The following is a 24,178-nucleotide window of genomic DNA, read 5'->3' on the forward strand; positions in this document are numbered from 1 at the left end:
ATGCGCCTTGCTGTCGACCGCAGCCAGTTCGTCGGCGGCATCTGTGCTCGAGGCGTGTCCCCGGCAGCACGACCTGCGGCTGACGCTGCTCCGTCCCAGCAAGGAAGACGACGAGCCCGACCAGCACGACTTCCAGGAGTCGGGCGTCGACGCGACTTCGGGCGCACAGGTGCTGGCGGTCGCGGAGACCAGCACGGCGCTCTACCTGCCGTCACCACAGCCCAGAGTCGAGGTTGTGGACGACACCGGCACCACGCTGTCGACCACGCCGCTGCCCACGTCTGCGTCCCAGCCCGGCGCGGTGTCGCGGCTCGGGAGTCTGCTGACCTGGTGGACCGGCGACAGTGTGCTGGTATTCGACGCGATGAACTTGAGCTACCGCTTCACGATCACCGCGGCCGGGCCGGGCGTTCTGTTGGGCCCCGCCGCCCTCATGGCCGGGCATCTGTTGGTGCCGGTCACCGACGGCATCGGGGTCTACGACGCTTTCACCGGCGTCAGCGAACGCATCATCCCGGTGACCCGCCCGCCCAGGACATCGAGGGTGATTCCCGCAGTGTCCGGGTCACAGGTGTTCGAGCAGCGCGGCAATACCTTGGTCGCCCTGGGCTGACCGAGGCGCTACACCTCCGGCGCGAACGTCGGAAGCGACTTACCCGACTTCCAGTGCTTGAGCAGCGCTTGCGCCAGCTCCCTGTACGCCAGGGCGCCTTTGTTCTTCCGGCCCGCCAGCACCGACGAGCCCGACGCGCTGGCTTCGGCGAACCGCACCGTGCGCGGGATCGGCGGGGCCAGCACCGGCAGGCCGTATCGGTCGGCGACATCGAGCAGCACATCGCGGGTGTGGGTGGTGCGCGCGTCGTACAGCGTCGGCAGCGCGCCGAGCAGTCGCAGGTTCGGGTTGGTGATCTGCTGTACGTCGGTCACCGTCCGCAAGAACTGCCCGACGCCGCGGTGGGCCAGCGTCTCACATTGCAGCGGCACGACGACCTCATCGGCGGCCGTGAGCCCATTCAAGGTCAACACGCCCAGCGACGGCGGGCAGTCGACGATCACCACGTCGAACTGGCCGCTGAGCTTGGCCAAAGCGCGTTTCAGCGCGTACTCGCGGCCGGCCCGCATCAGCAGCATCGCCTCCGCCCCGGCCAAGTCGATATTGGCGGGCAGCAGGGTCATTCCCTCCGCCGTCATGAGCAGCGCCGCATTGGGTTCTACATCCCCGAGCAACACCTCATGCACCGACACCGGCAATTTGTCGGGGTCGTGGCCGAGCGAGAACGTCAAACAGCCCTGGGCGTCCAGATCGACCAGCAAGACCCGGCGTCCCTCGTCGGCCATCGCTGCGCCCAGCGAGGCCACCGTCGTCGTCTTGGCCACCCCACCTTTCTGGTTGGCCACCGCCAAAACCCGCATCGCGGTCATAGGCGCCACTCCTCCTCATCGCTTCGCTCTGCATCGTCGCCGGCGGGTGTAACTGCCATCCTGACATCTCCGTGGTCGAGCCCGCCGGACGATCGCCAGGAGTGTCCGGCAGAATCGGCGTACATGGGCGTCGAGGATCACCGACTACTGTTACTGCGCCATGGCGAAACGGAATGGTCGGAGTCCGGTCAGCACACCGGTTGTACCGAGATCGACCTGACCGAGGCGGGCAGGGAACAAGCCCGCGCCAGCGCGGACACGCTCAAAAAGCTCGACCTGGGCAATCCGTTGGTGATCAGCAGCCCACGCCGGCGCGCGATCGACACCGCCGAATTGGCGGGCCTGCACGTCGACGAGGTCACCGAAGATCTGGCCGAGTGGGATTACGGCTGCTATGAGGGCCTGACCACCGCGCAAATCCGGGAGTCTGCGCCGGACTGGCTGATCTGGACCCACGGTGCCCCCGACGGCGAACGCGTCACCCAGGTCCGGGATCGAGCTGACGCGGCCGTCGCTCTGGCGTTGCGAAACTTGGAGACTCGTGACGTGGTTTTCGTCGGGCACGGTCATTTCTCCCGCGCTGTGATCGTGCGGTGGATGAAACTGCCGGTGGCTGAGGGCGTCCGTGTCGCAATGCCCGCCGGCGGGATTGCGGTGTGCGGGTTCGAACACGGGCAGCGCCAACTGGCGCGCTTGATTTGAGCAGCTATCGGGATGGCTGACGAGCCGCCGTTCGTGCTGTGCGCGTCGGATGAAGTACTGGTCGGTGAAGGGATCGCCAAAACCTACGCACAGGTGACGGCGGCCTCAGCCGACCTTCGGTCCGGCACCGTTCCAATAGTGGTCGGCGCGTTGCCTTTTGACCTAGGAACGCCTGCCGCGTTGTTGGCGCCGCGTAGCGTGTGGCGCGGCGCCTCGCTGCCCGTCTGGCCGATCACGCCACTGCCGGCAGTTCATATTGCGGCCGAGGTGCCCAGCCGCGAGGACCACCGCGGCCGGATCCGACGTGCGCGTGTGCACCTGAACGAGGTGGGCAGCCCGCTGCGCAAGGTGGTGCTGGCCCGCGCACTGCAGCTGGCCGCCGACGCACCGGTCGACGCCCGAGCCGTGTTGTGCCGACTGGTGGCCGCCGACCCGGCCGCTTACGGCTACCTCGTCGACCTGACACCGGCCGGTGCCGACTTTCGGGGCGCGGCTCTGGTCGGCGCCAGCCCGGAACTGCTCGTCGCCCGCAACGGCGACCGGATGGTCTGTCAACCGTTCGCAGGCTCGGCGCCACGCAGCAACGACCCGAGTCTCGACCAGGCGACCGGCGCCGCACTCGCCCGGTCGGCCAAGGACCGTCACGAGCATCAACTCGTGATCGACGCGATGCGGGCGGCTCTGGGTCCGTTGTGTGACGAGCTGGTGATCCCGGCGAGCGCACAGCTGAGCCGCACCGCCACGCTTTGGCATCTGAGCACACCCATCAGCGGACGGCTGCGCGAATCATCAACCACTGCAATAGACTTGGTGCTGGCGCTGCATCCGACTCCCGCGGTCGGCGGGGCGCCGACCAAGGAAGCGTGTGAGTTGATCGCCGAGCTGGAAGGTAACCGAGGTTTTTACGCCGGAGCTGTCGGCTGGTGCGACGCCCGAGGCGACGGCCGCTGGGCGGTGTCAATCCGCGGAGCGCAACTGGCCGCCGACCGCCGTTCCGCATTGGCCCACGCCGGCGGGGGAATCGTCGCCGAGTCCAATCCCGATGACGAAGTCGATGAGACCACAACCAAATTCGGCACTATTCTGGCCGCGCTCGGAGTCGAGCGGTGATCCGCCGGGCCCAGGCCGCCGACGTCGCCGACATCACCGCGATGATCCATGAATTGGCCGACTTCGAGGACGCTGCTGACCTGTGCACGGTCACCGAGGCGCAGATCGGCACTGCCCTGTTCGACGATCCGGTCGCGTTACGGGGCTACGTCGTCGATGTCGAGGACCGGATCGCCGCAATGGCGTTGTGGTTCCCCAGCTTTTCGACGTGGGACGGCGTCGCGGGGGTCTATCTGGAGGACCTCTACGTGCGTCCGCCATTCCGCCGCCGCGGCCTGGCCCGCCTGCTGCTGTCGACGCTGGCGCGCGAATGCCTCGACAACGGCTACACCAGGCTGTCGTGGGCGGTGCTGGACTGGAACGTCGACGCGATCGCCTTGTACGACTCGGTCGGCGGTCGGCCGCAGGGCCAGTGGACCACTTACCGGGTGTCCGGGCCGGAGTTGGCTGAGCTGGCCGGGTCGCGCTGATTGCTCGCAGCCCAGCGCACAGCGCTCGGACTGAACAGCAACGCCAGCGCGCTCACCGCCACGACTGCCACCGGAACCCCGAACATCGGCTGGTGCGAGCCCACCGCGAGATACCAGGCGACCGGCAGCAACAACAATTGGGTGAACACCACCAGGCCACGGCCCCATCGCTTGCCGGCGGCCAGGGCAATCCCCGCGGCCAGCACACCGCTGCCGGCTACCGCGAATAAGACCGCCGTCCCGAAACCGTTCACCACCCGCTGGTCGGCGCCACCCACTCCGCGCACCACCAACACTGCGGCCACCACCAGTGCCGCCGCACCCTCGACCGCCGCAATCAGTCCTGCGACACGCAAGCTGGCCGGGGCCCGAGCAGTCACAACGCCAGCCTAGCCACCGCCGCCACTGGATCAGATGTGCTCGCCTCCGCTCGCAAGCTCCGTGGGTCGCTGCACGACCCGCATCGTCGCCGGGCTTAAGCTCGTGCCTCATGCGCGCCGTGCTGATCGTCAACCCCACAGCCACTTCCACCACCCCAGCGGGCCGTGACTTGCTGGCCAACGCACTCAAGAGCCGGTTGCAACTCACCGTCGTACACACCACTCACCGGGGGCACGGCGGCGAGATTGCGCAGGCCGCCGCGCAGGACGGCGTCGACGTGATCGTCGTGCACGGCGGTGACGGCACCGTGAGCAATGTCGTCAACGGCCTGCTCGGCACGCCGGGACAGCTGCCGACCGGACACGTGCCGGCGGTCGCGATCGTGCCGGGTGGCTCGGCGAATGTGGTTGCCCGGTCGCTGGGCATCTCGCCGGACCCGATCAAAGCCACGAACGAGCTGATCGCGTTACTCGACGAATACCAGCGCCGCCAGACCTGGCGCCGGATCGGGGTGGTCGACTGCGGCGAGCGGTGGTCGGTGCTCAACGCCGGGATGGGCGTCGACGCCGAGGTGGTGGCCGCGGTCGAGGAGCAACGCAACAAGGGCGTTACCGTCACGGCGATGCGTTACTGGCGTACCGCGGTCCCCATCACCATCCGCTACGCGCGCCGCGAACCGGTTCTGACGCTGCGGCTGCCCGGCCGCGAGCCCATCTCCGGCGTGCACTTCGTCTGGGTGTCCAACTCCAGCCCCTGGACCTACAGCAACGACCGGCCGATGTGGACGAACCCTGGCTGCAGCTTCGAGTCGGGCCTCGGAGTGTTCGCTCTCACCGAAATGAAGGTGATACCGACGCTGAAGCTGGCCCGCCAACTGGTGTCGAAACGGCCGAAGTTGGAGGCCAACCAGCTCATCCGCGACGATGACGCGGCCTGTCTGGAGGTCACCTCGAGCGGTGCGCCGATCGCCAGCCAGTTCGACGGCGACTATCTCGGGTTGCGGGAGAAAATGACGTTCCGGTCCGTGCCCAACGCGCTGGCCGTCGTCGCTCCGCCCGCGAAAAAAGCGCCTGAACTGCGATGACCGCGTGTCACCGGCACTTTTCAGGCGCAGCTACGCAAAGAGTGTAGTACAAAGGAATAAGGCTTTCGGTAACGGATCGCAACAGTGACATTGCCCACGCGGGAACGCACGCTATTGACATCCGTCGAGCCTGTGAAACGATCGGAAGATCGCTTGCAACAGTTCGGAAACATTTGTTGTGCATGCGTTAACAGCCGAAGAAATCGCTCGTGCGCATTGCTGCGCACACAGTAAGGAGTAACGACGTATGGATTGGCGCCACAAAGCGATTTGTCGCGACGCGGACCCAGAGCTGTTTTTCCCCGTGGGAAACAGTGGGCCGGCACTCGCCCAGATCGCCGACGCGAAACTCGTCTGTAACCGCTGTCCGGTGACCACCGAGTGCCTGTCCTGGGCACTGAACACCGGCCAGGACTCCGGCGTGTGGGGCGGAATGAGCGAAGACGAGCGGCGCGCGCTCAAGCGCCGCAACGCCCGAACGAAAGCGCGCACCGGGGTCTGATCGCAGCCTCGGCGTACTGTGGCCCCGACGACTTGTCGGGGCCGCAATACTGTGTAAGCCCTTCCCAGGGCACCCGTTATTGCGCCAGTCGGGCGCGCCGGCCGATCGGCACCCGCAGCACCACGTCCGTGCCGCCTTCTGAGACGTCCTCCATGTGCAGCGAGCCGTCCAATTCGGCGGACACCAAGGTGCGCACGATCTGCAGGCCGAGCCGATCGGAGGCGTCCAGGTCGAATCCCTCAGGCAGGCCGCGGCCGTTGTCGTGAACCACCACGTCGAGCCAGCGCGCTGACCGTTCGGCGCGGATCGTGACGCAGCCTCCCCCGTAGCCCACCGCAGCCCCGCTCACCGCCGGCTCGAAAGCGTGCTCGATCGCGTTCTGGACAAGCTCGGTGATCACCATGATCAGCGCCGTTGCGCGGTCGGAGTCCAACACGCCGAGGGCGCCGACGCGGTTGATCCGGATAGGTGTGTCGACCGTCGCCACGTCGTTCATGATCGGCAGGATCCGGTCGATGACCTCATCGAGGTTGACCTCCTCGTCCACCGACATCGACAGCGCGTCGTGAACCAGCGCGATGGACGACACCCGACGCACCGATTCGATCAGCGCTTCCCGTCCTTCGACGTTGGCCGTACGGCGGGCCTGTAGCCGCAGCAACGCGGCCACCGTCTGCAGGTTGTTCTTGACACGGTGGTGAATCTCCCGGATCGTCGCGTCCTTCGACATCAGCGCGCGATCCCGCCGCTTGACTTCGGTGACATCGCGGATCAGCACGGCGGCCCCGGCGGCGCGCCCGCGGACCACCAACGGCAGCGTCCTGAGCAGCACTGTGGCGCCGCCAGCGTCGACCTCCACCCGCATGCTGGATCCGCCGGCCAGCGAGTCGCTGACATGCTCTGCCAACTCCTGGGCCTCGAACGGGTCCGAGATCAGCGGACGGGTGACCCGGATCAGGTTGTGGCCGGCCAGCTCGGAAGTCAAGCCCATCCGGTGATAAGCCGACAGCGCGTTGGGACTCGCGTAGACGACGACACCGTTGCCGTCAAGGCGGATAAAGCCGTCCCCGGCACGCGGGCTGGACCGCGACATCGCCACGTCGCCGACGTTGGGGAAGGTTCCTTCCGACAGCATGTGCATGAGGTCCGCGGCGCAGTCGATGTACGCGGTCTCCAGTGGACTGGACTTACGGTGCGCCTCCAGCGCGGTCTGATGGGTCAGCACCGCCACCACCTGCTCGCCGTAACGGACCGGTACGGCTTCGACGGGAGGACCTGGTCGCTCAGCCGAGTCGTGATGTCGGTCTGTGGTTTCCCGCCCGATGGCGCCGGACTCGAAGGCCGCGGCAACCAGCGGCATCTGCTCGGCGGCGTAGACGGTCCCGACCGCGTCGCGCAAGATGACCGTCGGCGCGGTGTTGGGCCGGCATTGGGCTACACACACCATCGCGCCGTCGTCGCGGCGAACCCACATCAGGTAGTCGGCGAACGCCAGGTCGGCCAGCAGTTGCCACTCGCCGACCACGGCGTGCAGGTGCTCGACGGCATCGCCTGGCAAGACCGTGTGTTCGGCGAGCAGGTCACCTAGGGTGGACATGGGCTACCTTGAATCGCTCGCTGCTGCAAAGCGCAACCCACCAACTGTCAGCTGATCACGGCGATGAGATCGCCGGCCTGGATGACGTCTCCCACCGATACGCTGACCTTGCTGATCGTGCCGGCGACCTCGGCCAGGACCGGAATCTCCATCTTCATTGACTCAAGCAGCACAACGGTGTCGCCGGCGTGGATCTGATCGCCTTCATTGACGACGACTTCGAGCACGCTGGCTACGATCTCGGCCCGCACATCCTCGGCCATCATCACCCCGTTCATCACCCAGGCGGCGTTGCGTAATCCGGTCGCTTCATCGAACCACAGTTGGTCGGCTTGGGTGAGCAGGCAGTTGCCGACGGCGCGAGGCGCGAATATAAGCGAACCGAAAGATTACTAAGGGGGCCTATAGAGTTCGTTCCGTTATCACGTCGTGTTTGCGCTGTGACTCTCGAGCCCCAAGGTTACAGGGGTGATCTGAGTGTCAAAAGTGATGCTTGTGACTTAGCGCAGCTAGCCGGCGGAGACAGGAGTTCCCTTGAACACGAACACTTTTACGGTTTGGAAGTCCCGCCGGACGTTGGCTCGGGCGACCGCCGGGCTGGGGCTTGCGGTGGCTGCCTTCGGAGCGATCGGCCTGGGTGCGGGGGCCGCGGGGGCCCAGCCATCGTCACCTGTCCCGATGGATGACCCGATTCCGGCTCCGGGGTTGCCCAATCCCGGTTCGGCGGTCGACGTCGCCAACGCGCTCCTGGCGCCGCTCAACTCGCTGCTGGGATCGTTCATCCCCGGCGGTGGTTCGTTGATCCCGGGCATGTCCGGTGGCGGCAGCGCCCTTTCACCGGTGCCGGGTCAAACGCCAGGGTTGCCGGGTTATCCCGGCGGTGCGGTGCCGGGGCAGCTACCCGGACAGCCCGGTTATCCCGGCGGTGCGGTGCCGGGGCAGCTACCGGGACAGCCCGGTTACCCCAACGGCGTCGCGCCTGGGCAGGTCCCCGGACAACCGGGTTACCCCAACAGCCTGGCGCCGGTTCAAAACCCCGCACAACCCGGCTACCCCAACAGCCTGACACCAGGTCAAATCCCCGCGCAGTCGGGTTACGCGAACGGCGCAACCTCGGGGCAGGCGGCCAATCCGGGCTCTGTGGCGCCGGCGCAGTCGCGACCGCGGTCTCCGGGACAGCGTCCGCCCGTGGTCTGAGGCGGGCGGCCGCCAGAATCCAGCTCATGAGAGACTGGCGTGCCGACGCGAAGGAGGATCAGTCATGGCCAAGCGTGGCCGTAGAAAGCGCGACCGCAAGCACAGCAAAGCCAACCACGGCAAGCGACCCAACGCTTAAAGCTCAGGACGGCCAGGAGGCCTGACTGCGGACGATCGTGGTCCGGCTTATCTCCAGCCGTAGCCGCTCGCGCAGGCCTTCCGGCGCTTTCTCGCCCCGGCATTTCATCGCGATCAAGCCTTTGATGCGCTCCTCGAGTCCGTACAGCCGCAGGCACGGCGGGCACTTCTCGAGGTGCGCACGGAGCTTCTCCCGATTCTCGGCCGTGCACTCGCCGTCGAGCAGGGTCCACACTTCGGCGATCACATCTGCGCAGTCGGCCTTCATTTGGGAGCCATCACCGTCGGCCGGGCCGGGCGGCGCGGAGAACTCAGTCACGACGACACCTCCTCAGGCGCCTGCTCACCACGCGTGAAGCCCCGCTCTTTGGCCACATCGGCCAGTAATCCGCGAAGTTGACGCCTGCCGCGGTGGAGCCGGGACATCACCGTGCCGATCGGCGTGTCCATGATCTCGGCGATTTCTTTGTATGGGAAACCTTCGACGTCGGCGTAGTACACAGCCATCCGAAAATCTTCGGGCAACGCCTGCAGCGCTTCTTTAATCTCCGTGTCGGGCAGCGCCTCGAGAGCTTCGACCTCGGCCGACCGCAAGCCGGTGGAAGAGTGTTCCGCGCTGGCCGCCAACTGCCAGTCGGTGATCTGTTCGGTCGGATACTGCGCCGGCTGCCGCTGCTTTTTTCGGTAGCTGTTGATGTAGGTGTTGGTCAGGATGCGATACAGCCAAGCCTTCAGGTTGGTGCCTTCACGGAACGATCGAAACCCCGCATAGGCCTTCACCATCGTCTCCTGAAGCAGGTCTTCAGCGTCGGCCGGATTGCGCGTCATGCGCAGGGCGCCACCGTAGAGCTGATCCAGCAGCGGGATCGCGTCGCGCTCGAAGCGGGCCGTCAGCTGCGCATCGGTTTCCCCGGAACGCACCGGCCTGGTGGGTTCGGCCGCGGCCACCGCCTCGAATCCGCTCGCGCCATCGGTGTCGGCCATGTTGTTTGACACAGTCCCTTCTGTCGCGGTGTCACCAAAACGGCCCGGTATCGACACCGGACGCTCGAGGTACCCGGTCAAACGCCCGTCGTCGACGAGGCTCATTGCCGTTGACACCTGACCCCCTCTCCCAATCTAAGGGCTGCAACCGACACTGTCTTCTTCGGTTTTGTCAACAGCTCCGCTCATCCGGCTATTTCCGCTACCTCTGCACGGTCGGCGGCGGCGCAACTCGGGCCGGTGCACAATGCGATCGGCACGGGGTTAATGTGACGCCATGTCTTTGCAGGGCAAGACCATGTTCATCTCGGGCGCCAGCCGCGGAATCGGCCTGGCCATCGCCAAGCGGGCCGCGCAGGACGGCGCGAACATCGCGCTGATCGCCAAGACCGCCGAGCCGCACCCCAAGCTGCCGGGCACCGTGTACACCGCGGCCAAAGAACTCGAGGAGGCCGGCGGCCAGGCGCTGCCGATCGTCGGCGACGTCCGCGACCCGGACTCCGTGGACTCCGCGGTGGCCAAAGCCGTCGAGCAGTTCGGCGGCATCGACATCGTCGTCAACAACGCCTCGGCGATCAATCTCGGCTCGATCACCGAGGTGCCGATGAAGCGGTTCGACTTGATGAACGGCATCCAGGTCCGCGGCACCTACGCGGTGTCACACGCGTGCATCCCACACCTGAAGGGACGGGAGAATCCGCACATCCTGACGTTGTCGCCGCCGGTGTTGCTGGACAGCAAGTGGCTCAAGCCGACCGCATACATGATGGCCAAGTTCGGTATGACGCTGTGCGCCCTGGGCATCGCCGAAGAGCTGCGCGAAGAGGGCATCGCATCGAACACCCTGTGGCCGCGCACGCTGGTGGCGACTGCCGCGGTGCAGAACCTGCTGGGCGGCGAGGCGGCGATGGCGCGGGCCCGCAAGCCGGAGGTGTACTCCGACGCGGCCTACGTCGTCCTCAACAAGCCCTCCAAGGAGTACACCGGCAACACGCTGCTGTGCGAGGACGTCCTGGTCGAGTCCGGTGTCGCAGATCTGTCGGTCTACGACTGCGTGACGGGCGGTGAGCTCGGTGTCGACTTCTGGGTGGACGACGTGAACCCGCCGGGGTATCACGCCTAATGGGATTCGATCAGCGAGTCGTTGACTACAGCAGGGTTGACTGCTCGGGTTGCGGCTCGGCCGGTTCAATCAACTGCGGACCGTTGTTGCGCACATTGTTGACCAGCGTCGATATCTCCCGCAGCTCGATACCCCGCACGTCGGGCGGCTTGGACAGCAGCTCGTCATCGGCCGGAACGTCCGGATTCAGCCAGCGGTCCCAGTCGCGTTCGGGCACCACCAACGGCATCCGGTCGTGGATTTCGGCCAGCTCGCCCACCGCGTCGGTGGTGACGATGGTGCAGCTCAGCAGCGGGTTTGCATCCTTGGCCGGCCGCCATACCGACCAAAGACCCGCCATGAACAGCATGTCGCCGTCCGAGCGGTACATGTAGAACGGCGTCTTACCGGTCTTCTTGCCCGGGGTGGCGCGCCACTCGTAGTAGCCGTCCATCGGCACCAGGCAGCGCCGCGACTTCGCGCTCGAGCGAAACGCCGGTGACGTGGTGAGCTTCTCGGCACGGGCGTTGATCAGTTGCGGCCCCTTGGACTCCGGTGCGCCGTCGGCGCCGGGTTTCGCCCACGGCGGGACCAGCCCCCACCGCATCATCCGCACCCGGCGGGTCGGCGCGTCGTCGGGTTCGGCGTGCCGGCTCACCACGGTGGCGATCGTCGTCGTGGGCGCCACGTTGTAGTTCGGCTCAGGACTGGATTGCGTAGGGGTGGCTTCGTCGATCGCCTTGATCTTCTCGGCGAGCAGCGCCGGATCGGTCGTCACCGCGAATCGTCCACACATGAGTCCATGGTGCCTCGTGGTTGGGCAACGCCGTTCGGGCAGGCAGGATGAAGCCGTGACGAGCACGCTGTGGACGGCCCCGTACGCACCGGCGCCGGTGTCCGCGACGGTGACGTTACCCGGCTCGAAGTCTCAGACCAACCGCGCGCTGGTGCTTTCGGCGCTGGCGGCCGCGGCCGGTAACGGCACCTCCACCGTCAGCGGGGCGCTGCGCAGCCGTGACACCGACCTGATGATCGGCGCGCTGACCGCGTTGGGCCTGCAGGTGGACGGCGCCGCCTCGGAGTTGACGGTCAGCGGCTTTCTTTCCCCCGCGCCTGACGCCCGAATTGACTGCGGACTTGCGGGCACGGTGCTGCGGTTCGTCCCACCGTTGGCGGCGCTGAGCGCGGTGACGGTCATGTTCGACGGCGACGAGCAGGCCCGGGTGCGGCCCATCGCGCCACTGTTGAACGCGCTGCGCAGCCTCGGCGTCGACATCGTCGGCGGCGGCTTGCCGTTTCGGGTTCGCGGTGGCGGGTCGGTAACCGGGGGCGCAGTGACCATCGACGCGTCGGCGTCCTCGCAATTCGTGTCCGGCCTGCTGCTGTCCGCGGCCTCGTTCGACACCGGATTGACGTTGCAGCACAGCGGTTCGACGCTGCCCTCGGCGCCGCACATCGCGATGACGGTCGCCATGCTGCGCCAGGCCGGCGTCGAGGTCGACGATTCGACAACGGCCCGCTGGCAGGTAGCGCCCGGCGTGGTGGCCGCACGGCGCTGGGACATCGAACCGGACATGTCCAACGCTGTTCCCTTCCTCGCGGCGGCGGTGGTCACCGGCGGCACGGTGCGCGTCACCGGTTGGCCGTCGGTCAGCATCCAGCCCGCCGACATCATCCAGGACATCTTGCTGAAGCTCAATGCCGTTGTCAGCCATCATGATTCACTTCTCGACGTGCGCGGACCGGAAAGCTACGGCGGGTTCGACGTCGACCTGCGCGATGTCGGTGAGCTGACGCCCGCGATCGCGGCGCTCGCCGCGCTTGCCGCTCCCGGATCCGTGTCACGGCTGACCGGCATCGCCCACCTGCGCGGCCACGAAACCGACCGACTGGCCGCGCTGAGCACCGAGATCAACGGGTTGGGCGGAAAATGCGAACAGACACCTGACGGTCTGCTGATCACCGCGACGCCGCTGCGGTCGGGCATTTGGCGCTCCTACGCCGACCACCGGATGGCGATGGCCGGCGCGATCGTCGGGCTGCGAGTCGACGGAGTCGAGGTGGACGACGTCGCCACCACCGCCAAAACCCTGCCCGACTTTCCGCGACTGTGGGCGACCATGCTGGCTGACCGGGGGCCGGTCGGTTGAGGCCCGGCGACTTCGACGAAAGCGACGTCAAAGTCCGTTCGGGGCGGGGTTCACGACCGCGAACAAAGACCCGGCCCGAGCACGCTGATGCCAAGCCGGCCATGGTGGTCAGCGTCGACCGCGGCCGCTGGGGATGTGTGCTCGACGGCGACCCGATGCACCGCATCACCGCCATGCGGGCCCGGGAACTGGGTCGCACGCCGATCGTCGTCGGCGACGATGTCGACGTGGTCGGCGACGTGTCCGGCCGCACCGACACCCTGGCCCGCATCGTGCGGCGCGGGCCGCGACGGACGGTGTTACGCCGGAGCGCCGATGACACCGATCCCACCGAGCGGGTGTTGGTCGCCAACGCCGTTCAACTGCTGATCGTGGTGGCACTGGCCGATCCGCCACCGCGCACCGGATTCGTCGATCGTGCGTTGATCGCCGCGTACGCCGGTGGCCTGACACCGATCCTGTGCCTGACCAAGACCGACCTGGCCCCGCCGGGTCCGTTTGCCGAACAGTTCGGCGGTTTCGGCTTGACCATCGCCATCGCGGGCCGCGACGACCCGCTCGACGTCGTCGCTCCCCTGCTGACCGATCAGATCACCGTGCTGCTCGGGCACTCCGGGGTGGGCAAGTCGACTCTGGTGAATCGCCTTGTGCCGGACGCGGATCGGGCGACAGGAGTCGTTTCGGGCGTCGGGAAGGGCCGGCACACCTCAGCGCAGTCGGTGGCACTGCCGCTGAACCGGCCGGGTTGGGTGATCGACACACCCGGGGTGCGGTCGTTCGGACTGGGCCTCATCGAGCCCGACGATGTGTTGATGGCGTTCTCCGACCTGGCGCAGGCGATCCAAGACTGCCCGCGCGGCTGCGGGCACCTGGGCCCGCCCGCCGATCCGGAGTGTGCGCTGGACAAGCTGAGTGGCCCGGCGGCCCGCCGCGTCGATGCGGCACGGCGGTTGCTGGCAGTGCTCAACCAGGGCTGATCAGCCGCATACCCAGCTCGTCGGGCGGCACGCGATGGCCTTCCGCACAGCGGATTTCGACGTCGGCCTCTGCACCGCAGCCGAGATGGGTCAGCCTCAGCCGGTCACGGCCGGGCAGATGGCGTCGGCCCCACTGAAACATCGCCCACACCACCGGCATGAAATCCACACCGGCTTCGGTGAGGATGTATTCGTCGCGGCTACGCTGCCCGGGTTCCCGGTAGGGCCGCCGGCTCAGCAGGCCGAGGTCGACCAACTCGCCCAGCCGCGCCGACGTGGCGGCTTTGGTGATGCCCACCCGGCGGGCGAAGTCGTCGAACCGCGTGGTGCCGTAATAGGCCTCCCGCATGATCAGCATGGCGGACTTGGTGCCGAGCACCGCCATCGTCTTTTCTATCGAGCACTCGCCGACCGCCGACCATTTGTCGCGATCGCCCAGCGCTCCCTGCAAAAATGTCACCTAGATCACCTCGAGTCTGGGTTGTTTCCAGTGTACCTAGGTGTTCCTCTCGGTATAGCCAGATGTACTCAGGCTTATTGGACTCAAGGAGGAGCCATGACTCAGGGCCGCGACGCAGTCATCGTGGGAGTCGTCCGCACCCCTATCGGCAAGGGCAAGGCGACTGGGGCGCTGCACGACGTGTTGCCCGCTGATCTGCTGGCGCACAGCCTGCGAGAGCTGTTGAACCGGACCGGCGTAGACCCGGTGCAGGTCGATGACGTGATCGCCGGCGCCGTCACCCAGGTGGGTGACCAGGCGGTCAACATCGCCCGCAATGCGCTACTCGGTGCCGGATTCCCCGAGTCGGTGCCCGGGGTGACCATCGACCGCCAATGCGGCAGCAGCCAGCAGGCGGTCAGCTTCGCCGCGCAGGGCGTCATTGCCGGCGCCTACGACCTGGTCGTCGCCGGCGGCGTCGAGTCGATGAGCCGCGTCCCGATGGGCACCCAGGTGCTTGCCGGCAGCAATCCGATGGGTGCCGACATGGCGCGCCGCTACCCCGACGGCCTGGTACCTCAGGGCATCAGCGCCGAACTGATCGCCGCCAAGTGGGGGTTCTCGCGCTTCCAGCTCGACGAATTTTCTGCCGGCAGCCATGACAAGGCGGCTCGCGCCACCAAGGACGGACTGTTCGACAGCGAGTTGATTCCAATCGCCGGGCTTTCCGCTGACGAGATCATCCGGCCTTCGACGACTGTGGAGACACTGGCCAGGCTGCAGCCGGCGTTCTACAGCGAGGCGGCGAAAGAACGCTTCCCGCAGATCAATTGGTCGGTAACGCCCGGCAACTCCTCGCCGCTCTCGGACGGCAGCGCTGCGGTGTTGATCACCACCAGTGAGGTGGCCAAGAAGCTAGGGCTCAAGCCGCTGGCCCGCATCCACGCCACGACTGTGGTGGGCTCAGACCCGCTCTACATGTTGACCGGGGTCATTCCGGCCACCGAGAAGGTGTTGACCCGCGCCGGACTGACGCTCGCCGACATCGACCTGTTCGAGGTCAACGAGGCGTTCGCGCCGGTTGTGCTGGCCTGGGCCCAGGACACCGGAGCGGATCTGACGAGGACCAACGTCAACGGCGGAGCCATCGCCATCGGTCACCCGCTCGGCGCTAGCGGTGCCCGCATCATGACAACACTTGTGAATGCTCTTGAGCAGCGCGGCGGACGATACGGGTTGCAGACCATGTGCGAGGGCGGCGGCATGGCCAACGCCACGCTCATCGAGCGGCTCGGCTAATTCCCCTTCAAACCAGATCCCCGGCGTCCAACTCATCGTCGGCACGGGGATCTGCTCATGCGGGGACTCGATATGCCAGCGCGCTGGTGTATACCCGACCCGAGCAATCCGACAAAGCACATCCGCCCGGCATGTCGTGCCCAGTTTGTCGGGTGAGCCTGCCACGCTGGTGACGTGCCAAGGAAAACCAACCCTTTTCAGCAGGTCATCGCAAGCTTGCTCGACCTGTTAGAAAACGGCTCCGTTATCACGGAGTCAATCGAATATCCCGATCCTCAGGCCGGGAACCCTCGTGAAGTTGACATCACGATCGTTTGTGGCCAACTGAACGGACAAGAACTGAAGATCGGCGTCGAGTGCACAAAGCTTGGGCGAAAAGCAACTCAGACTTGGGTAGATCAGCAGCACGGGAAGCACAGCCGCCTCCAAGCGGCAGGAGTTCTGAACTCGCTCGTCTTGGTGTCCGGCTCGGGGTTCACAGGCCCAGGAAGGATCTTGGCAGAAAACCTCGGTTACCTGGCGGTGTATCCGAACATCACCGAATCGGAACTGGCCGCCGCCTTGAACGATCGTATGGGCCTTCGCGTAAAGGCCGCCTCAGTGCGCATCGTGCGGTGGGACGTGACCCACACATTGCCCCTGCCGTCAGCCGAAGGATTTCGCGTAGTTGACAGCCCTGAAGAACCTTGGCTCTTTCGGGCTAACGGATCGAAATTGGTGCGGTGGAGCGAATTTGAGGGAAAGGTGAAGACCGACGAATATATGAAACGTCACCCACCCTCCTCGATCCTGGACGAGGGACCCATCAACAAGCAGTTCACCGTGGAACTCGATCCACCAGTACACGAGGGTGAACGTCTCCACGTAAAGTGCACAGACGGCGAGGTCGAAGTCTTTGCGGTAGTGGACAAAATGGTAGTCACGTTGAGTGTGGTCAGCACCAACATGGCAGACATGAAGTTCACTCACGCGGGTAACTTCGTCGGCCATGGATTTGCGACAGGCCAAGCCCCGATCGGCGACACACATGCAGTAATCGTCGCAACCGATGTCGATGGCGAGGGGAAAACCCAAGTGCGCTTCAACTTTGACGCAGATAAAGGCCACCCTCCGCAGTTCATCCCCAAGAAGAAGCCCGGCAGGAAGAAGAAAAAGTGAACCCGCCACAGTTTGTACCCGCCTGGGCCCAGGACACCGAAGCGGATCTGGCGAAGACCAACGTCAACGGCGGAGCCATCGCTATCGGCCACCCGTTGGGCGCTAGCGGTGCCCGCATCATGACCACACTCGTCAACGCGCTCGAACAGCGCGGCGGTCGCTACGGGTTGCAGACGATGTGCGAGGGCGGTGGCATGGCCAACGCCACCATCATCGAGCGGTTGGGCTAGCCCGTCTCGCCGCTGCTACTAACGCTTGGTGAACGATGGCAGGTTGGCGAGCTGTGGGACATCTAACTGTCTCAAATCGGAGAGGGTGCATCGGCGGATTACACGGCAGCAGTGTTGTCCGGCTTCGGCGGCCACGGAGTCAGAACGATCTTTCCGCCGAGGCCGCCTGCGTCGATGCGAGTGTGGACCTCTGGCGCGGCGGCGAGAGGTAGGCGGTCGATAACCACCGGATGGATGGCACCGTCGCGCAACAGTGCGAAGAGTGCAGCCATATCTGCCTTGAACTCGTCGGGGTGGGTCTTTCGCCGGGAGGTGATGCTGTACCACTTCGCGCGCCGTCTGCGGAATACGACATTGAAGGTGTCCCAGAATTTGAGTCGGGCGATGCCCAACCCTGCCGAAAGTAAGCCTTCGCGTCCGTCGGCCATGGTTTGTGATCCATACCCCACGAGTAGGCCCCCGGATGCGAGGCAGGCATAGGACCGTGCGAAATGCGCTCCGCCGATGGCGTCGAAGACAGCATCGACCCCAGCGGTGAGCTTGTGCAGTGCGGCGACGAAGTCGCCGTCGCGGTAGTCAATAGCCTTTGCGCCGAAGCTCTCCACTACCGGCATGCTGGCTGCCGAGCACGTGCCGATTGCGTTCAGACCGAAGTGGCGCGCCAGGTCGAGCAATGCCGTGCCCACAGTTCCGGAGGCTCCAATCGCCAAGATCGTTGCACCGGGCGCAAGTTGCCGGTAACGGGTGAGCATTTGAAATGCGGTGAGATAAGCCAAAGGGATGCAGACCGCCTCGGCGGGATCAACACCATCGGGCACCGGCACCAGGAACTCTGCGGGGCGTATCGCGTATTGGGTGTAGCCGCCGACGACGCACAGATCGGCGACCGTCTGACTCTCGCGTGGTGATGCCACACCGGGACCGACCTTTTCGACGAGGCCCACGATGTCGTAGCCGGGAATGAAGGGCAACGGCCCCTTGTAGTCCGGGTAGCGCCCACGACGGATGAAGATGTCGGTGAAACCGGTCCCTGCAGCGAGCACTTTAATGCGAACCTCGCCGGGACCAGGTTCCGGGATGGTGGATTCCTCGATCAGATCAAGGACCTCAGGACCGCCGAACTGCGATACAGAGATTTTTTGCCAAGTCATGGCCGGGACTTTACGCCTAGTTCCCCTGAGCAGCTATTTTATGAGAAATGTGTGAGATAAGGACATTTGCTCAGCTAACTCCCCTGCGCTTGAAATCGAACGTTCAGGCATCCAACGCCTTCGGGCGACCGGGATGGGGCCTGCCCGCGTAAACGTCGGGCCTCGCGCGCTGCTGAGCGGCTTTCCCGACCTAGTTCCAGTTCGAGTTCGGCGAGGCTGGCGAGCACCGGCCACCATTCGACCTGCCGCATTGGACGTGTCGATGCCGCCCTAGCCCGTGCGAGTATGGCCTCTGGTCGCAACATCGTTACGGGCCACATGTCAACATCCTTCGACGCCTCGGTCAATGCCTCCTTGGGGTGCGCTTTTGAGTCGTGCCGTACCCTCTCGCTGGCCTGGGCCCAGGACACCGGAGCGGATCTGACGAAGACCAACGTCAACGGCGGAGCCATCGCCATCAGCCGCCCGTTGGGCGCCAGCGGTGCGCGCATCATGACCACTCTGGTCAACGCGCTCGAGCAGCGCGGCGGGCGGTACGGTCTGCAAACGATGTGTGAGGGCGGCGGCATGGCCAACGCCACCATCAAGGAGCGGTTGGGGTAGGCGGCTTCGCGTCCGGTGTGTTTCTGCCCGTCTCGAAGCGGCAAGCTTGCCGGCTGAGGAAAAAGTCGCTTGTAGGCGGGCACAACGACACTCCTCTTGCACAGAGACAGATGTGGCTGCTGTGGAACCGGCTCCCGCATCCCCATGCGACGATCTGCAACGTGAAACGCACGTTTGACGAGCTGGTCGCCGAGGCGGTGTCGGTGTCCGTCGACGGCTGGGATTTCTCCTGGCTGGATGGCCGAGCCACCGAACAGCGCCCGCCTTGGGGATACCAACGATTGCTGCGCGACCGGCTGGCGCAAGTGACGTCTGCGCTCGACATCTACACCGGTGGCGGTGAGGTGCTGGCGGGGGCCGGTCCATTCCCGCCGACGATGGCGGCCACCGAGCCGTGGCCGCCCAACCTCGCACTGGCCACCAGCCTGCTCCATCCAGTGGGTGTGGTGGTAATCGCCGCCGGCAAGGAGCCGCCGCTGCCGTTCGGCGATGCGGCATTCGAGCTGATCAGCGGTCGCCATCCATCGGCCGTGTGGTGGGACGACATCGCCCGGGTGCTCAAGCCCGGCGGAACCTATTTTGCCCAGCACATCGGTGTCATCTTCTTCCGGAATTTGATTGAGCACTTCCTGGGTCCAGGGCCGCGCAAACTGATTCCTGCGCAAATGAACCCGGACACCGTTACCACCGACGTCACTGTGGCCGGACTCGAAGTGGTCGACCTGCGACAGGAGCGGATTCGACTGGAATTCTTCGACGTCGGCGCGTTGATTTACCTGCTGCGCAAAGTGATTTGGATCATCCCGGGCTTTACCGTCGCGAAGTACCGCGACAAGCTGCTGCAAATCCACCAGCAGATCGAAGCCGACGGAAGCCTGATCACGCACAGCTCACGGGTACTGATCGAGGCCCGCAAGCCGGGCTAGAGCATTTCGTCACTGGTCGCACGGAGCGCGGCAAGAGCTTTGAGAACTCAGCCAAGTCGGCCGACCAGCGCGGCGATGAAGTTGAGGTTGGCTTGCATGTTCTGCTGCCATTCGGCCAGTCGGCGTGCGACGATTCGCGCTTCTTTCGCCGGTTGGGCGGCGATCGCCGGGCTCAGTCCGGACGGTCCGGGTCCCATCCTCGCCCACTGCCGGATCAGCACCCCGTCGCTGGCCGGTTCGACTTCGAAGCCCCATGTCGCGCTGACGCCGTCGGGTCCAATGACGTTGTAAACCCAGCGCCGCTCGTCTTCTACCTCGACGACCTCGCACACCGTCGACCAATCACCGAACGCCTCGTGCTTGTTGCGTCCCCGGAACTGAGCGCCGACCTCGACGCCGTCCGCCTCGCCGAGCCACTCCACAGCCTCCAGCTCCGAGGAGCAGCGCGCCGGTAAGCCGATGTCCGTCACCAACCTCCACGCGGTACGCACATCGCACGAAACTCGCTGTGTCACTTCGATTGTGGGCTGATCCCGATAGCGCATCCGCCGGCACCCTTCTCAAACGTCGCCGGTGAACGCGCCGGCCCTATAACGTTTCGTAGCATGCCAGAACCAACGGCGATGAAAGTCGCGGCAATGGTCGAACCCCGCCTGCCCGGTGCGGCGGACTTTGCAGAAGCCGCCGAGCGCATCGGCGTCGCGTCGTTGTGGATCCCGGAGGTGTGGGGCTATGACGCACTCACCGGGTTGGCGTACCTGGCGGCCAAGACCACCGCGATTGGACTGGGCACTTTCGTCGTACAGCTCGGTTCTCGCTCACCTGCATTGCTGGCCACGTCGGCGCTGAGTCTGCAGGAGCTGTCGGGCGGCCGCTTCCTGCTGGGCATCGGCACGTCCGGTCCGCGAGTCATGGAGGGCTGGCACGGCGTGCGATTCCGGAAGCCCGTACAGACCACCCGGGAAACCATCGAGATCGTCCGAATCGTCAGCCGCGCCGAGCGACTCGAGCACCCGGGCGAGATCTACCCGCTGCCGCTGCCCGACAGTCGCGGGACTGCGCTGCGGCCGTTGGTGCGGCCCGCTCACGTGCCGGTCTACGTGGCGGCCATGGGTCCGCAGAATCTTCGGCTCACTGGAGAGCTGGCCGACGGCTGGCTGGGCAACGCGTTCATCCCCGAGGCTGCCGACGTGTTCTTAGGCCCGCTGCGGGAAGGTGCCGAACGCGCCGGCCGAACACTCGACGACCTCGATCTCGTCGCACCCGTCGCCGTTGAATTCTATGAAGACACCGCCGCCCCGGATGCCGCCGCGCGCCGGCACGCCGACGGGTATGCCTTCACCATCGGCGCGATGGGAGCCGGCGGATCAGGCGGCCAGAACTTCTACAACGACGCCTTCACCCGGCTGGGCTACGGAGCCGAAGTCGACGAGGTCCGCGAATTGTGGCAAGCCGACAGGTACGACGACGCCCGAGCGGCGGTGCCGCTCGATCTGGGTCGTCTGACGAATCTGCTCGGCACCCCTGAGACCATCGCCGACCGGGTGCGCCGCTACCGCGCGGCCGGTATCACCACGTTGCTGGCCAAGTTGGAGGGCGATCACGCCGAGCAACTGGCCACCCTGGAGCAGCTGATTGCCGTAGTGCGTTAGGCGGCTAGGTCCTCGCAACGCGGCGCCGTTTCGGCTTTGGTCCGCTTTTTGTCTTGTCGCCAACCCCGCACCGCGGCAATGGCACTCCTCAGACCGCGCCGCCGGCCAGTCGCCTCCTCGGTGCCCAGGAAATCCGGCTCCAAAGCGGCGAACATCCGCTCGCTGCGAGTCTCCGGAGCATTGTCTGCGGTGTCACGCAGGAACTTGTCCGGCAACGACAGCTTGGCAAGCGTGCGCCATGTCTTGGCGTACTGCAGCAGGAACGGGCCCGTGGTGTAGGGCAGGTCGTACTTCTCGCAGATCTCGCGCACCCGCACCGAAATCTCGGCGAGCCGGTTACTCGGCAGATCGGGGTACAAGTGGTGCTCGATCTGCAGGCACAGGTTGCCGCTCATGAACCGCAGCGCGGGCCCGGCGTTGAAGTTGGCACTGCCGAGCATCTGCCGCAGATACCACTGACCCTTGGACTCGCCGATCATGTCGGTCTTGGTGAACTTCTCCGCACCGTCGGGAAAATGGCCGCAGAAGATCACGGCGTTGGACCATACATTGCGGATCACGTTGGCCACCGCGTTGGCCTTCAGTGTGGCCATGAACGTCGCACCGGGTGACAGCGATGTCAGCGCCGGGAACGCCACATAGTCCTTGACCACCTGTCGGCCGGCTTTCAGCAGGAACTCGTCGACCCGGCGCCGGGCATCCTCCTGGTCCGCCCGGCCTTTGACGATCTTCCCGAGTTCCACGTGCTGCAATCCGACGCCCCATTCGAAGCCGAGCGCGAGCAGGCTGTTGAACACCAGGTTTAACAGGTTAAAGCGCTTCCAGCGCTGGTCCCGGGTGACGCGCAGCATGCCGTAGCCGACGTCGTCGTCCATGCCCAGGATGTTGGCGTACTTGTGGTGCACGAAGTTGTGCGTGTAGCGCCAGTGCTTGGAGGACCCGCTCATGTCCCACTCCCAGGACGACGAGTGAATTTCCGGGTCGTTCATCCAGTCCCACTGGCCGTGCATCACGTTGTGGCCGATCTCCATGTTCTCGACGATTTTGGCCACGCCGAGCGTCACCGCTCCGGCCCACCACGCCGACCTGCGCGAACTGGCCGCCAGCAGCACCCGGCCGGACACTTCAAGCGCTCGCTGGGCAGCGATCGTGCGATGGATGTAGCGGGCGTCCCGCTCGCCCCGCGAGTCTTCGATGTCCTGGCGGATGGCGTCCAGTTCGACCGCCAAGTTCTCAATGTCCGCGTCGGTCAGATGTGTGAATGCTTCGACGTCAGTGATCGCCATTCGTCTTGCCTCCCGCAGTCCTATTGGAGCTCGCTGACCTACGCTATCGTAACCTACGAAGCCGTAGGTTACTAGTAAGTAGTCATTAGATGTCGACTGCGCAGTTACCGGACGCCGACGAGATGCAGGTCTGAATTCGGGTTCCCGGTTCGTGTTCGTCGCCGGTTCGCAGATCACGGACGTGGCCTTCCAGCAGGTCGACCACGCAGGACTGGCAGATCCCCATCCGGCAGCCGAAGGGCATCTGCACACCTGCCTGTTCGCCCGCGTCCATCAGTGAGGTCGCGGCGTCGGTCACCGCGCTTTTCCCGCTCTTGGCAAAAGTCACTGTCCCGCCCGCGCCGGCCGGGGCTGCGCGCGACACCGCGAACCGCTCGAGATGCAACCGCCCCGCCAGCCCGGCCGCCGACCACACTCGCTCGGCGTCAGTGAGAAGGGTTTCAGGGCCGCAGGCCCACGTCTGGCGCTGCCGCCAGTCCGGCACTTCTTCGTCGAGCCGCTGCAGATCGAGCCGGCCCTGGCTGCGGGTGGTGCGCAACCGCAGCAGATATCCGGGTTGGTCGCGCCCCAGCTCGTCCAGCTCCGCGCGGAACATCACGTCGGCAGCGGTGGGCGCGGAGTGCAAGTGAACCACGTCGGTGATCTGATCGCGGCGAGTCAGCGTACGCAGCATCGACATCACCGGCGTGATCCCCGAGCCGGCAGTGAGGAACAGAATGGCCGGCGGAGCCGGGTCCGGTAACACGAAGTTGCCCTGCGGCGCGGCCAACCGCACAATCGTTCCCGGCGCCAAGCCCGCCACCAGGTGGCTGGACAGGAAGCCTTCCGGCATCGCCTTGACCGTGATGGTGACGGTCCGCGCGCCCTTGACCGGGCTGGAGGTCAGCGAGTACGACCGCCACCGCCAGCGCCCGTCCATCGGCACGCCGATCCCGATGTATTGACCGGGCTGGTAGTCGAAGGTGAAGCCCCAGCCTGGTTTGATGACTAGGGTGGCCGAGTCCTCGGTTTCCCGGCGGACTTCCAGCACCCGCCCCCGCAACTCTCGAGCCGTCCACAGCGGATTGGCCAAATGTAAGTAGTCGTCGGGAAGCAGCGGTGTCGTAATTCGCTTGGCGACCCTGCGCAGCAGGTGCCAGCCAGGATGTTTTTCGGCACCGGCGACGGTCGGCCGTCGGGTGTCGACGACCTCGGCAGCGATCTTCGCGACTTTCTTACTCATTGGAAGCTCCCGCACACGTCGGCGCTCGCGGCTCTCCCGCGCAGCCTGAAACCTACGGTACCGTAACTTAAGCTTGCATCTCCAGCCGCCGGCTAGAGCAGCTCGAGTAAAAACGGCAGCTCTTGCACCGCGTACCAGGCCAAATCGTGGTCCTGAGCATCGCCGACGAGCAGTTCGGCGTCCTCGTCGCCGAGGTCAGCGGCGTCCACTACCTCGATCGCCGCCGTCACCGCAGGTTCGGCTGCGGCATTGTCGACGAAGGCGGCGACGATGCGACCGGTGGGGACGGGGCCGCCGAGTCGGACCACCGCGTCGTCGAGGTCGGGGCGCAGCGTTACGTCGTCGGCATCGGCGACCAGCACCGCGCGCCGTGGCGGCAAGTTATCAGCGGAGACG

General features: G+C 65.7%; 27 protein-coding genes and 4 pseudogenes. 17 read left to right on the top strand and 14 right to left on the bottom strand.

Annotated elements, in window-relative coordinates; genetic code table 11:
* Positions 1–613: pseudogene (locus WA317_RS00055) on the top strand (hypothetical protein); the annotation flags it as partial.
* Between the two features lie 8 nt (positions 614–621).
* Here WA317_RS00055 and WA317_RS00060 read toward each other — a convergent pair.
* The gene (locus WA317_RS00060; RefSeq protein ID WP_425171087.1) at positions 622–1,422 is read right to left on the bottom strand and encodes a ParA family protein; all 801 of its coding nucleotides are present in this window, start codon (positions 1,420–1,422) and stop codon (positions 622–624) included.
* Between the two features lie 123 nt (positions 1,423–1,545).
* On the opposite strand from WA317_RS00060, the gene WA317_RS00065 reads away from it, so the two are divergent.
* From WA317_RS00065 to WA317_RS00075, 3 genes are read left to right on the top strand one after another with little or no spacing between them, the layout of a single operon-like run.
* Positions 1,546–2,124, top strand: a complete 579-nt coding sequence (locus WA317_RS00065) for an acid phosphatase (RefSeq protein ID WP_425171088.1) — start codon at positions 1,546–1,548, stop codon at positions 2,122–2,124.
* A 12-nt stretch (positions 2,125–2,136) separates the two neighbouring features.
* Positions 2,137–3,234: an isochorismate synthase gene (locus WA317_RS00070; RefSeq protein ID WP_425171089.1), complete on the top strand. Its 1,098-nt coding sequence runs from the start codon at positions 2,137–2,139 to the stop codon at positions 3,232–3,234.
* Positions 3,235–3,275: 41 nt separating this feature from the next.
* Positions 3,276–3,704 (top strand): N-acetyltransferase family protein, encoded by a 429-nt coding sequence (locus tag WA317_RS00075; RefSeq protein ID WP_425171108.1) that lies wholly within the window; start codon positions 3,276–3,278, stop codon positions 3,702–3,704.
* Here the strand turns inward: WA317_RS00075 and WA317_RS00080 are convergent.
* Complete coding sequence (locus WA317_RS00080) at positions 3,656–4,084, bottom strand: hypothetical protein (protein WP_425171090.1); 429 nt, start codon at positions 4,082–4,084, stop codon at positions 3,656–3,658. The two genes, WA317_RS00075 and WA317_RS00080, sit on opposite strands and share 49 nt — an antisense overlap.
* Before the next feature lie 110 nt (positions 4,085–4,194).
* On the opposite strand from WA317_RS00080, the gene WA317_RS00085 reads away from it, so the two are divergent.
* Positions 4,195–5,169, top strand: a complete 975-nt coding sequence (locus WA317_RS00085) for a diacylglycerol/lipid kinase family protein (RefSeq protein WP_425171091.1) — start codon at positions 4,195–4,197, stop codon at positions 5,167–5,169.
* A 247-nt stretch (positions 5,170–5,416) separates the two neighbouring features.
* Positions 5,417–5,671 carry a transcriptional regulator WhiB1 gene (whiB1, locus tag WA317_RS00090; protein ID WP_425171092.1) on the top strand — a complete coding sequence of 85 codons (255 nt, stop codon included), beginning with the start codon at positions 5,417–5,419 and terminating at the stop codon, positions 5,669–5,671.
* A 76-nt stretch (positions 5,672–5,747) separates the two neighbouring features.
* Here whiB1 and WA317_RS00095 read toward each other — a convergent pair whose 3' ends face one another.
* Both WA317_RS00095 and WA317_RS00100 read right to left on the bottom strand, forming a co-directional pair.
* Positions 5,748–7,268 carry a sensor histidine kinase gene (locus WA317_RS00095; RefSeq protein ID WP_425171093.1) on the bottom strand — a complete coding sequence of 507 codons (1,521 nt, stop codon included), beginning with the start codon at positions 7,266–7,268 and terminating at the stop codon, positions 5,748–5,750.
* Between the two features lie 47 nt (positions 7,269–7,315).
* Positions 7,316–7,531, bottom strand: a complete 216-nt coding sequence (locus WA317_RS00100) for a biotin/lipoyl-binding carrier protein (RefSeq protein WP_425171109.1) — start codon at positions 7,529–7,531, stop codon at positions 7,316–7,318.
* 271 nt (positions 7,532–7,802) lie between these two features.
* Between WA317_RS00100 and WA317_RS00105 the strand changes: the two genes are divergently transcribed.
* Together WA317_RS00105 and WA317_RS00110 are read left to right on the top strand one after the other, a co-directional pair.
* Complete coding sequence (locus WA317_RS00105) at positions 7,803–8,465, top strand: hypothetical protein (protein WP_425171094.1); 663 nt, start codon at positions 7,803–7,805, stop codon at positions 8,463–8,465.
* A gap of 64 nt (positions 8,466–8,529) precedes the next feature.
* The gene (locus tag WA317_RS00110; RefSeq protein WP_425171110.1) at positions 8,530–8,604 is read left to right on the top strand and encodes a 50S ribosomal protein bL37; all 75 of its coding nucleotides are present in this window, start codon (positions 8,530–8,532) and stop codon (positions 8,602–8,604) included.
* A 3-nt stretch (positions 8,605–8,607) separates the two neighbouring features.
* Here WA317_RS00110 and rsrA read toward each other — a convergent pair whose 3' ends face one another.
* On the bottom strand, positions 8,608–8,871 hold the full coding sequence (gene rsrA, locus WA317_RS00115; protein ID WP_425171111.1) for a mycothiol system anti-sigma-R factor: 264 nt from the start codon (positions 8,869–8,871) through the stop codon (positions 8,608–8,610).
* Between the two features lie 47 nt (positions 8,872–8,918).
* Positions 8,919–9,587, bottom strand: a complete 669-nt coding sequence (locus WA317_RS00120; protein WP_425171112.1) for a sigma-70 family RNA polymerase sigma factor — start codon at positions 9,585–9,587, stop codon at positions 8,919–8,921.
* A 277-nt stretch (positions 9,588–9,864) separates the two neighbouring features.
* Between WA317_RS00120 and WA317_RS00125 the strand changes: the two genes are divergently transcribed.
* The gene (locus WA317_RS00125; RefSeq protein ID WP_425171095.1) at positions 9,865–10,710 is read left to right on the top strand and encodes an SDR family oxidoreductase; all 846 of its coding nucleotides are present in this window, start codon (positions 9,865–9,867) and stop codon (positions 10,708–10,710) included.
* Positions 10,711–10,735: 25 nt separating this feature from the next.
* On the opposite strand, the gene WA317_RS00130 is transcribed toward WA317_RS00125, so the two are convergent.
* The gene (locus tag WA317_RS00130) at positions 10,736–11,485 is read right to left on the bottom strand and encodes an SOS response-associated peptidase (protein ID WP_425171096.1); all 750 of its coding nucleotides are present in this window, start codon (positions 11,483–11,485) and stop codon (positions 10,736–10,738) included.
* A gap of 67 nt (positions 11,486–11,552) precedes the next feature.
* Between WA317_RS00130 and aroA the strand changes: the two genes are divergently transcribed.
* Both aroA and rsgA read left to right on the top strand, forming a co-directional pair.
* A complete protein-coding gene (gene aroA / locus WA317_RS00135; RefSeq protein ID WP_425171113.1) occupies positions 11,553–12,839 on the top strand; it encodes a 3-phosphoshikimate 1-carboxyvinyltransferase in 1,287 nt (428 codons plus the stop codon).
* Positions 12,836–13,816 (top strand): ribosome small subunit-dependent GTPase A, encoded by a 981-nt coding sequence (gene rsgA, locus WA317_RS00140; RefSeq protein WP_425171097.1) that lies wholly within the window; start codon positions 12,836–12,838, stop codon positions 13,814–13,816. Before aroA ends, rsgA begins: the two co-directional genes overlap by 4 nt.
* On the opposite strand, the gene WA317_RS00145 is transcribed toward rsgA, so the two are convergent.
* The gene (locus WA317_RS00145) at positions 13,803–14,276 is read right to left on the bottom strand and encodes a winged helix-turn-helix transcriptional regulator (RefSeq protein ID WP_425171098.1); all 474 of its coding nucleotides are present in this window, start codon (positions 14,274–14,276) and stop codon (positions 13,803–13,805) included. The two genes, rsgA and WA317_RS00145, sit on opposite strands and share 14 nt — an antisense overlap.
* 96 nt (positions 14,277–14,372) lie before the next feature.
* Between WA317_RS00145 and WA317_RS00150 the strand changes: the two genes are divergently transcribed.
* The 3 genes and pseudogenes from WA317_RS00150 to WA317_RS00160 all read left to right on the top strand — a co-directional run.
* On the top strand, positions 14,373–15,554 hold the full coding sequence (locus WA317_RS00150; RefSeq protein WP_425171099.1) for a thiolase family protein: 1,182 nt from the start codon (positions 14,373–14,375) through the stop codon (positions 15,552–15,554).
* Positions 15,555–15,728: 174 nt separating this feature from the next.
* Entirely contained in the window at positions 15,729–16,712 is a 984-nt protein-coding gene (locus WA317_RS00155; protein WP_425171100.1) for a hypothetical protein, read from the top strand.
* 14 nt (positions 16,713–16,726) lie between these two features.
* Positions 16,727–16,942 (top strand): annotated as a pseudogene (locus WA317_RS00160) (steroid 3-ketoacyl-CoA thiolase); the annotation flags it as partial.
* A gap of 98 nt (positions 16,943–17,040) precedes the next feature.
* Here WA317_RS00160 and WA317_RS00165 read toward each other — a convergent pair.
* Together WA317_RS00165 and WA317_RS00170 are read right to left on the bottom strand one after the other, a co-directional pair.
* Entirely contained in the window at positions 17,041–18,093 is a 1,053-nt protein-coding gene (locus WA317_RS00165; RefSeq protein WP_425171101.1) for a medium chain dehydrogenase/reductase family protein, read from the bottom strand.
* Positions 18,094–18,202: 109 nt separating this feature from the next.
* Positions 18,203–18,360 (bottom strand): annotated as a pseudogene (locus tag WA317_RS00170) (recombinase family protein); the annotation flags it as partial.
* 120 nt (positions 18,361–18,480) lie between these two features.
* Between WA317_RS00170 and WA317_RS00175 the strand changes: the two are divergent.
* Together WA317_RS00175 and WA317_RS00180 are read left to right on the top strand one after the other, a co-directional pair.
* Positions 18,481–18,696, top strand: a pseudogene (locus tag WA317_RS00175) (steroid 3-ketoacyl-CoA thiolase); the annotation flags it as partial.
* Between the two features lie 161 nt (positions 18,697–18,857).
* On the top strand, positions 18,858–19,622 hold the full coding sequence (locus WA317_RS00180) for an SAM-dependent methyltransferase (RefSeq protein ID WP_425171102.1): 765 nt from the start codon (positions 18,858–18,860) through the stop codon (positions 19,620–19,622).
* 47 nt (positions 19,623–19,669) lie between these two features.
* Here WA317_RS00180 and WA317_RS00185 read toward each other — a convergent pair whose 3' ends face one another.
* Entirely contained in the window at positions 19,670–20,167 is a 498-nt protein-coding gene (locus tag WA317_RS00185) for an SRPBCC family protein (RefSeq protein ID WP_425171103.1), read from the bottom strand.
* A 60-nt stretch (positions 20,168–20,227) separates the two neighbouring features.
* Between WA317_RS00185 and WA317_RS00190 the strand changes: the two genes are divergently transcribed.
* A complete protein-coding gene (locus WA317_RS00190; protein WP_425171104.1) occupies positions 20,228–21,274 on the top strand; it encodes an LLM class flavin-dependent oxidoreductase in 1,047 nt (348 codons plus the stop codon).
* Here WA317_RS00190 and WA317_RS00195 read toward each other — a convergent pair.
* From WA317_RS00195 to WA317_RS00205, 3 genes are all read right to left on the bottom strand, one after another.
* On the bottom strand, positions 21,271–22,560 hold the full coding sequence (locus WA317_RS00195) for a fatty acid desaturase family protein (RefSeq protein ID WP_425171105.1): 1,290 nt from the start codon (positions 22,558–22,560) through the stop codon (positions 21,271–21,273). The genes WA317_RS00190 and WA317_RS00195 overlap by 4 nt on opposite strands.
* An 85-nt stretch (positions 22,561–22,645) precedes the next feature.
* Positions 22,646–23,782: a ferredoxin reductase gene (locus WA317_RS00200; protein WP_425171106.1), complete on the bottom strand. Its 1,137-nt coding sequence runs from the start codon at positions 23,780–23,782 to the stop codon at positions 22,646–22,648.
* Positions 23,783–23,874: 92 nt separating this feature from the next.
* Positions 23,875–24,178, bottom strand: a 304-nt coding sequence (locus WA317_RS00205; RefSeq protein WP_425171107.1) for a DUF6912 family protein, incomplete at its 5' end; no start/stop codon positions are given.

The sequence above is a fragment of the Mycobacterium sp. genome (assembly GCF_049802695.1).
Lineage (GTDB): Bacteria > Actinomycetota > Actinomycetes > Mycobacteriales > Mycobacteriaceae > Mycobacterium.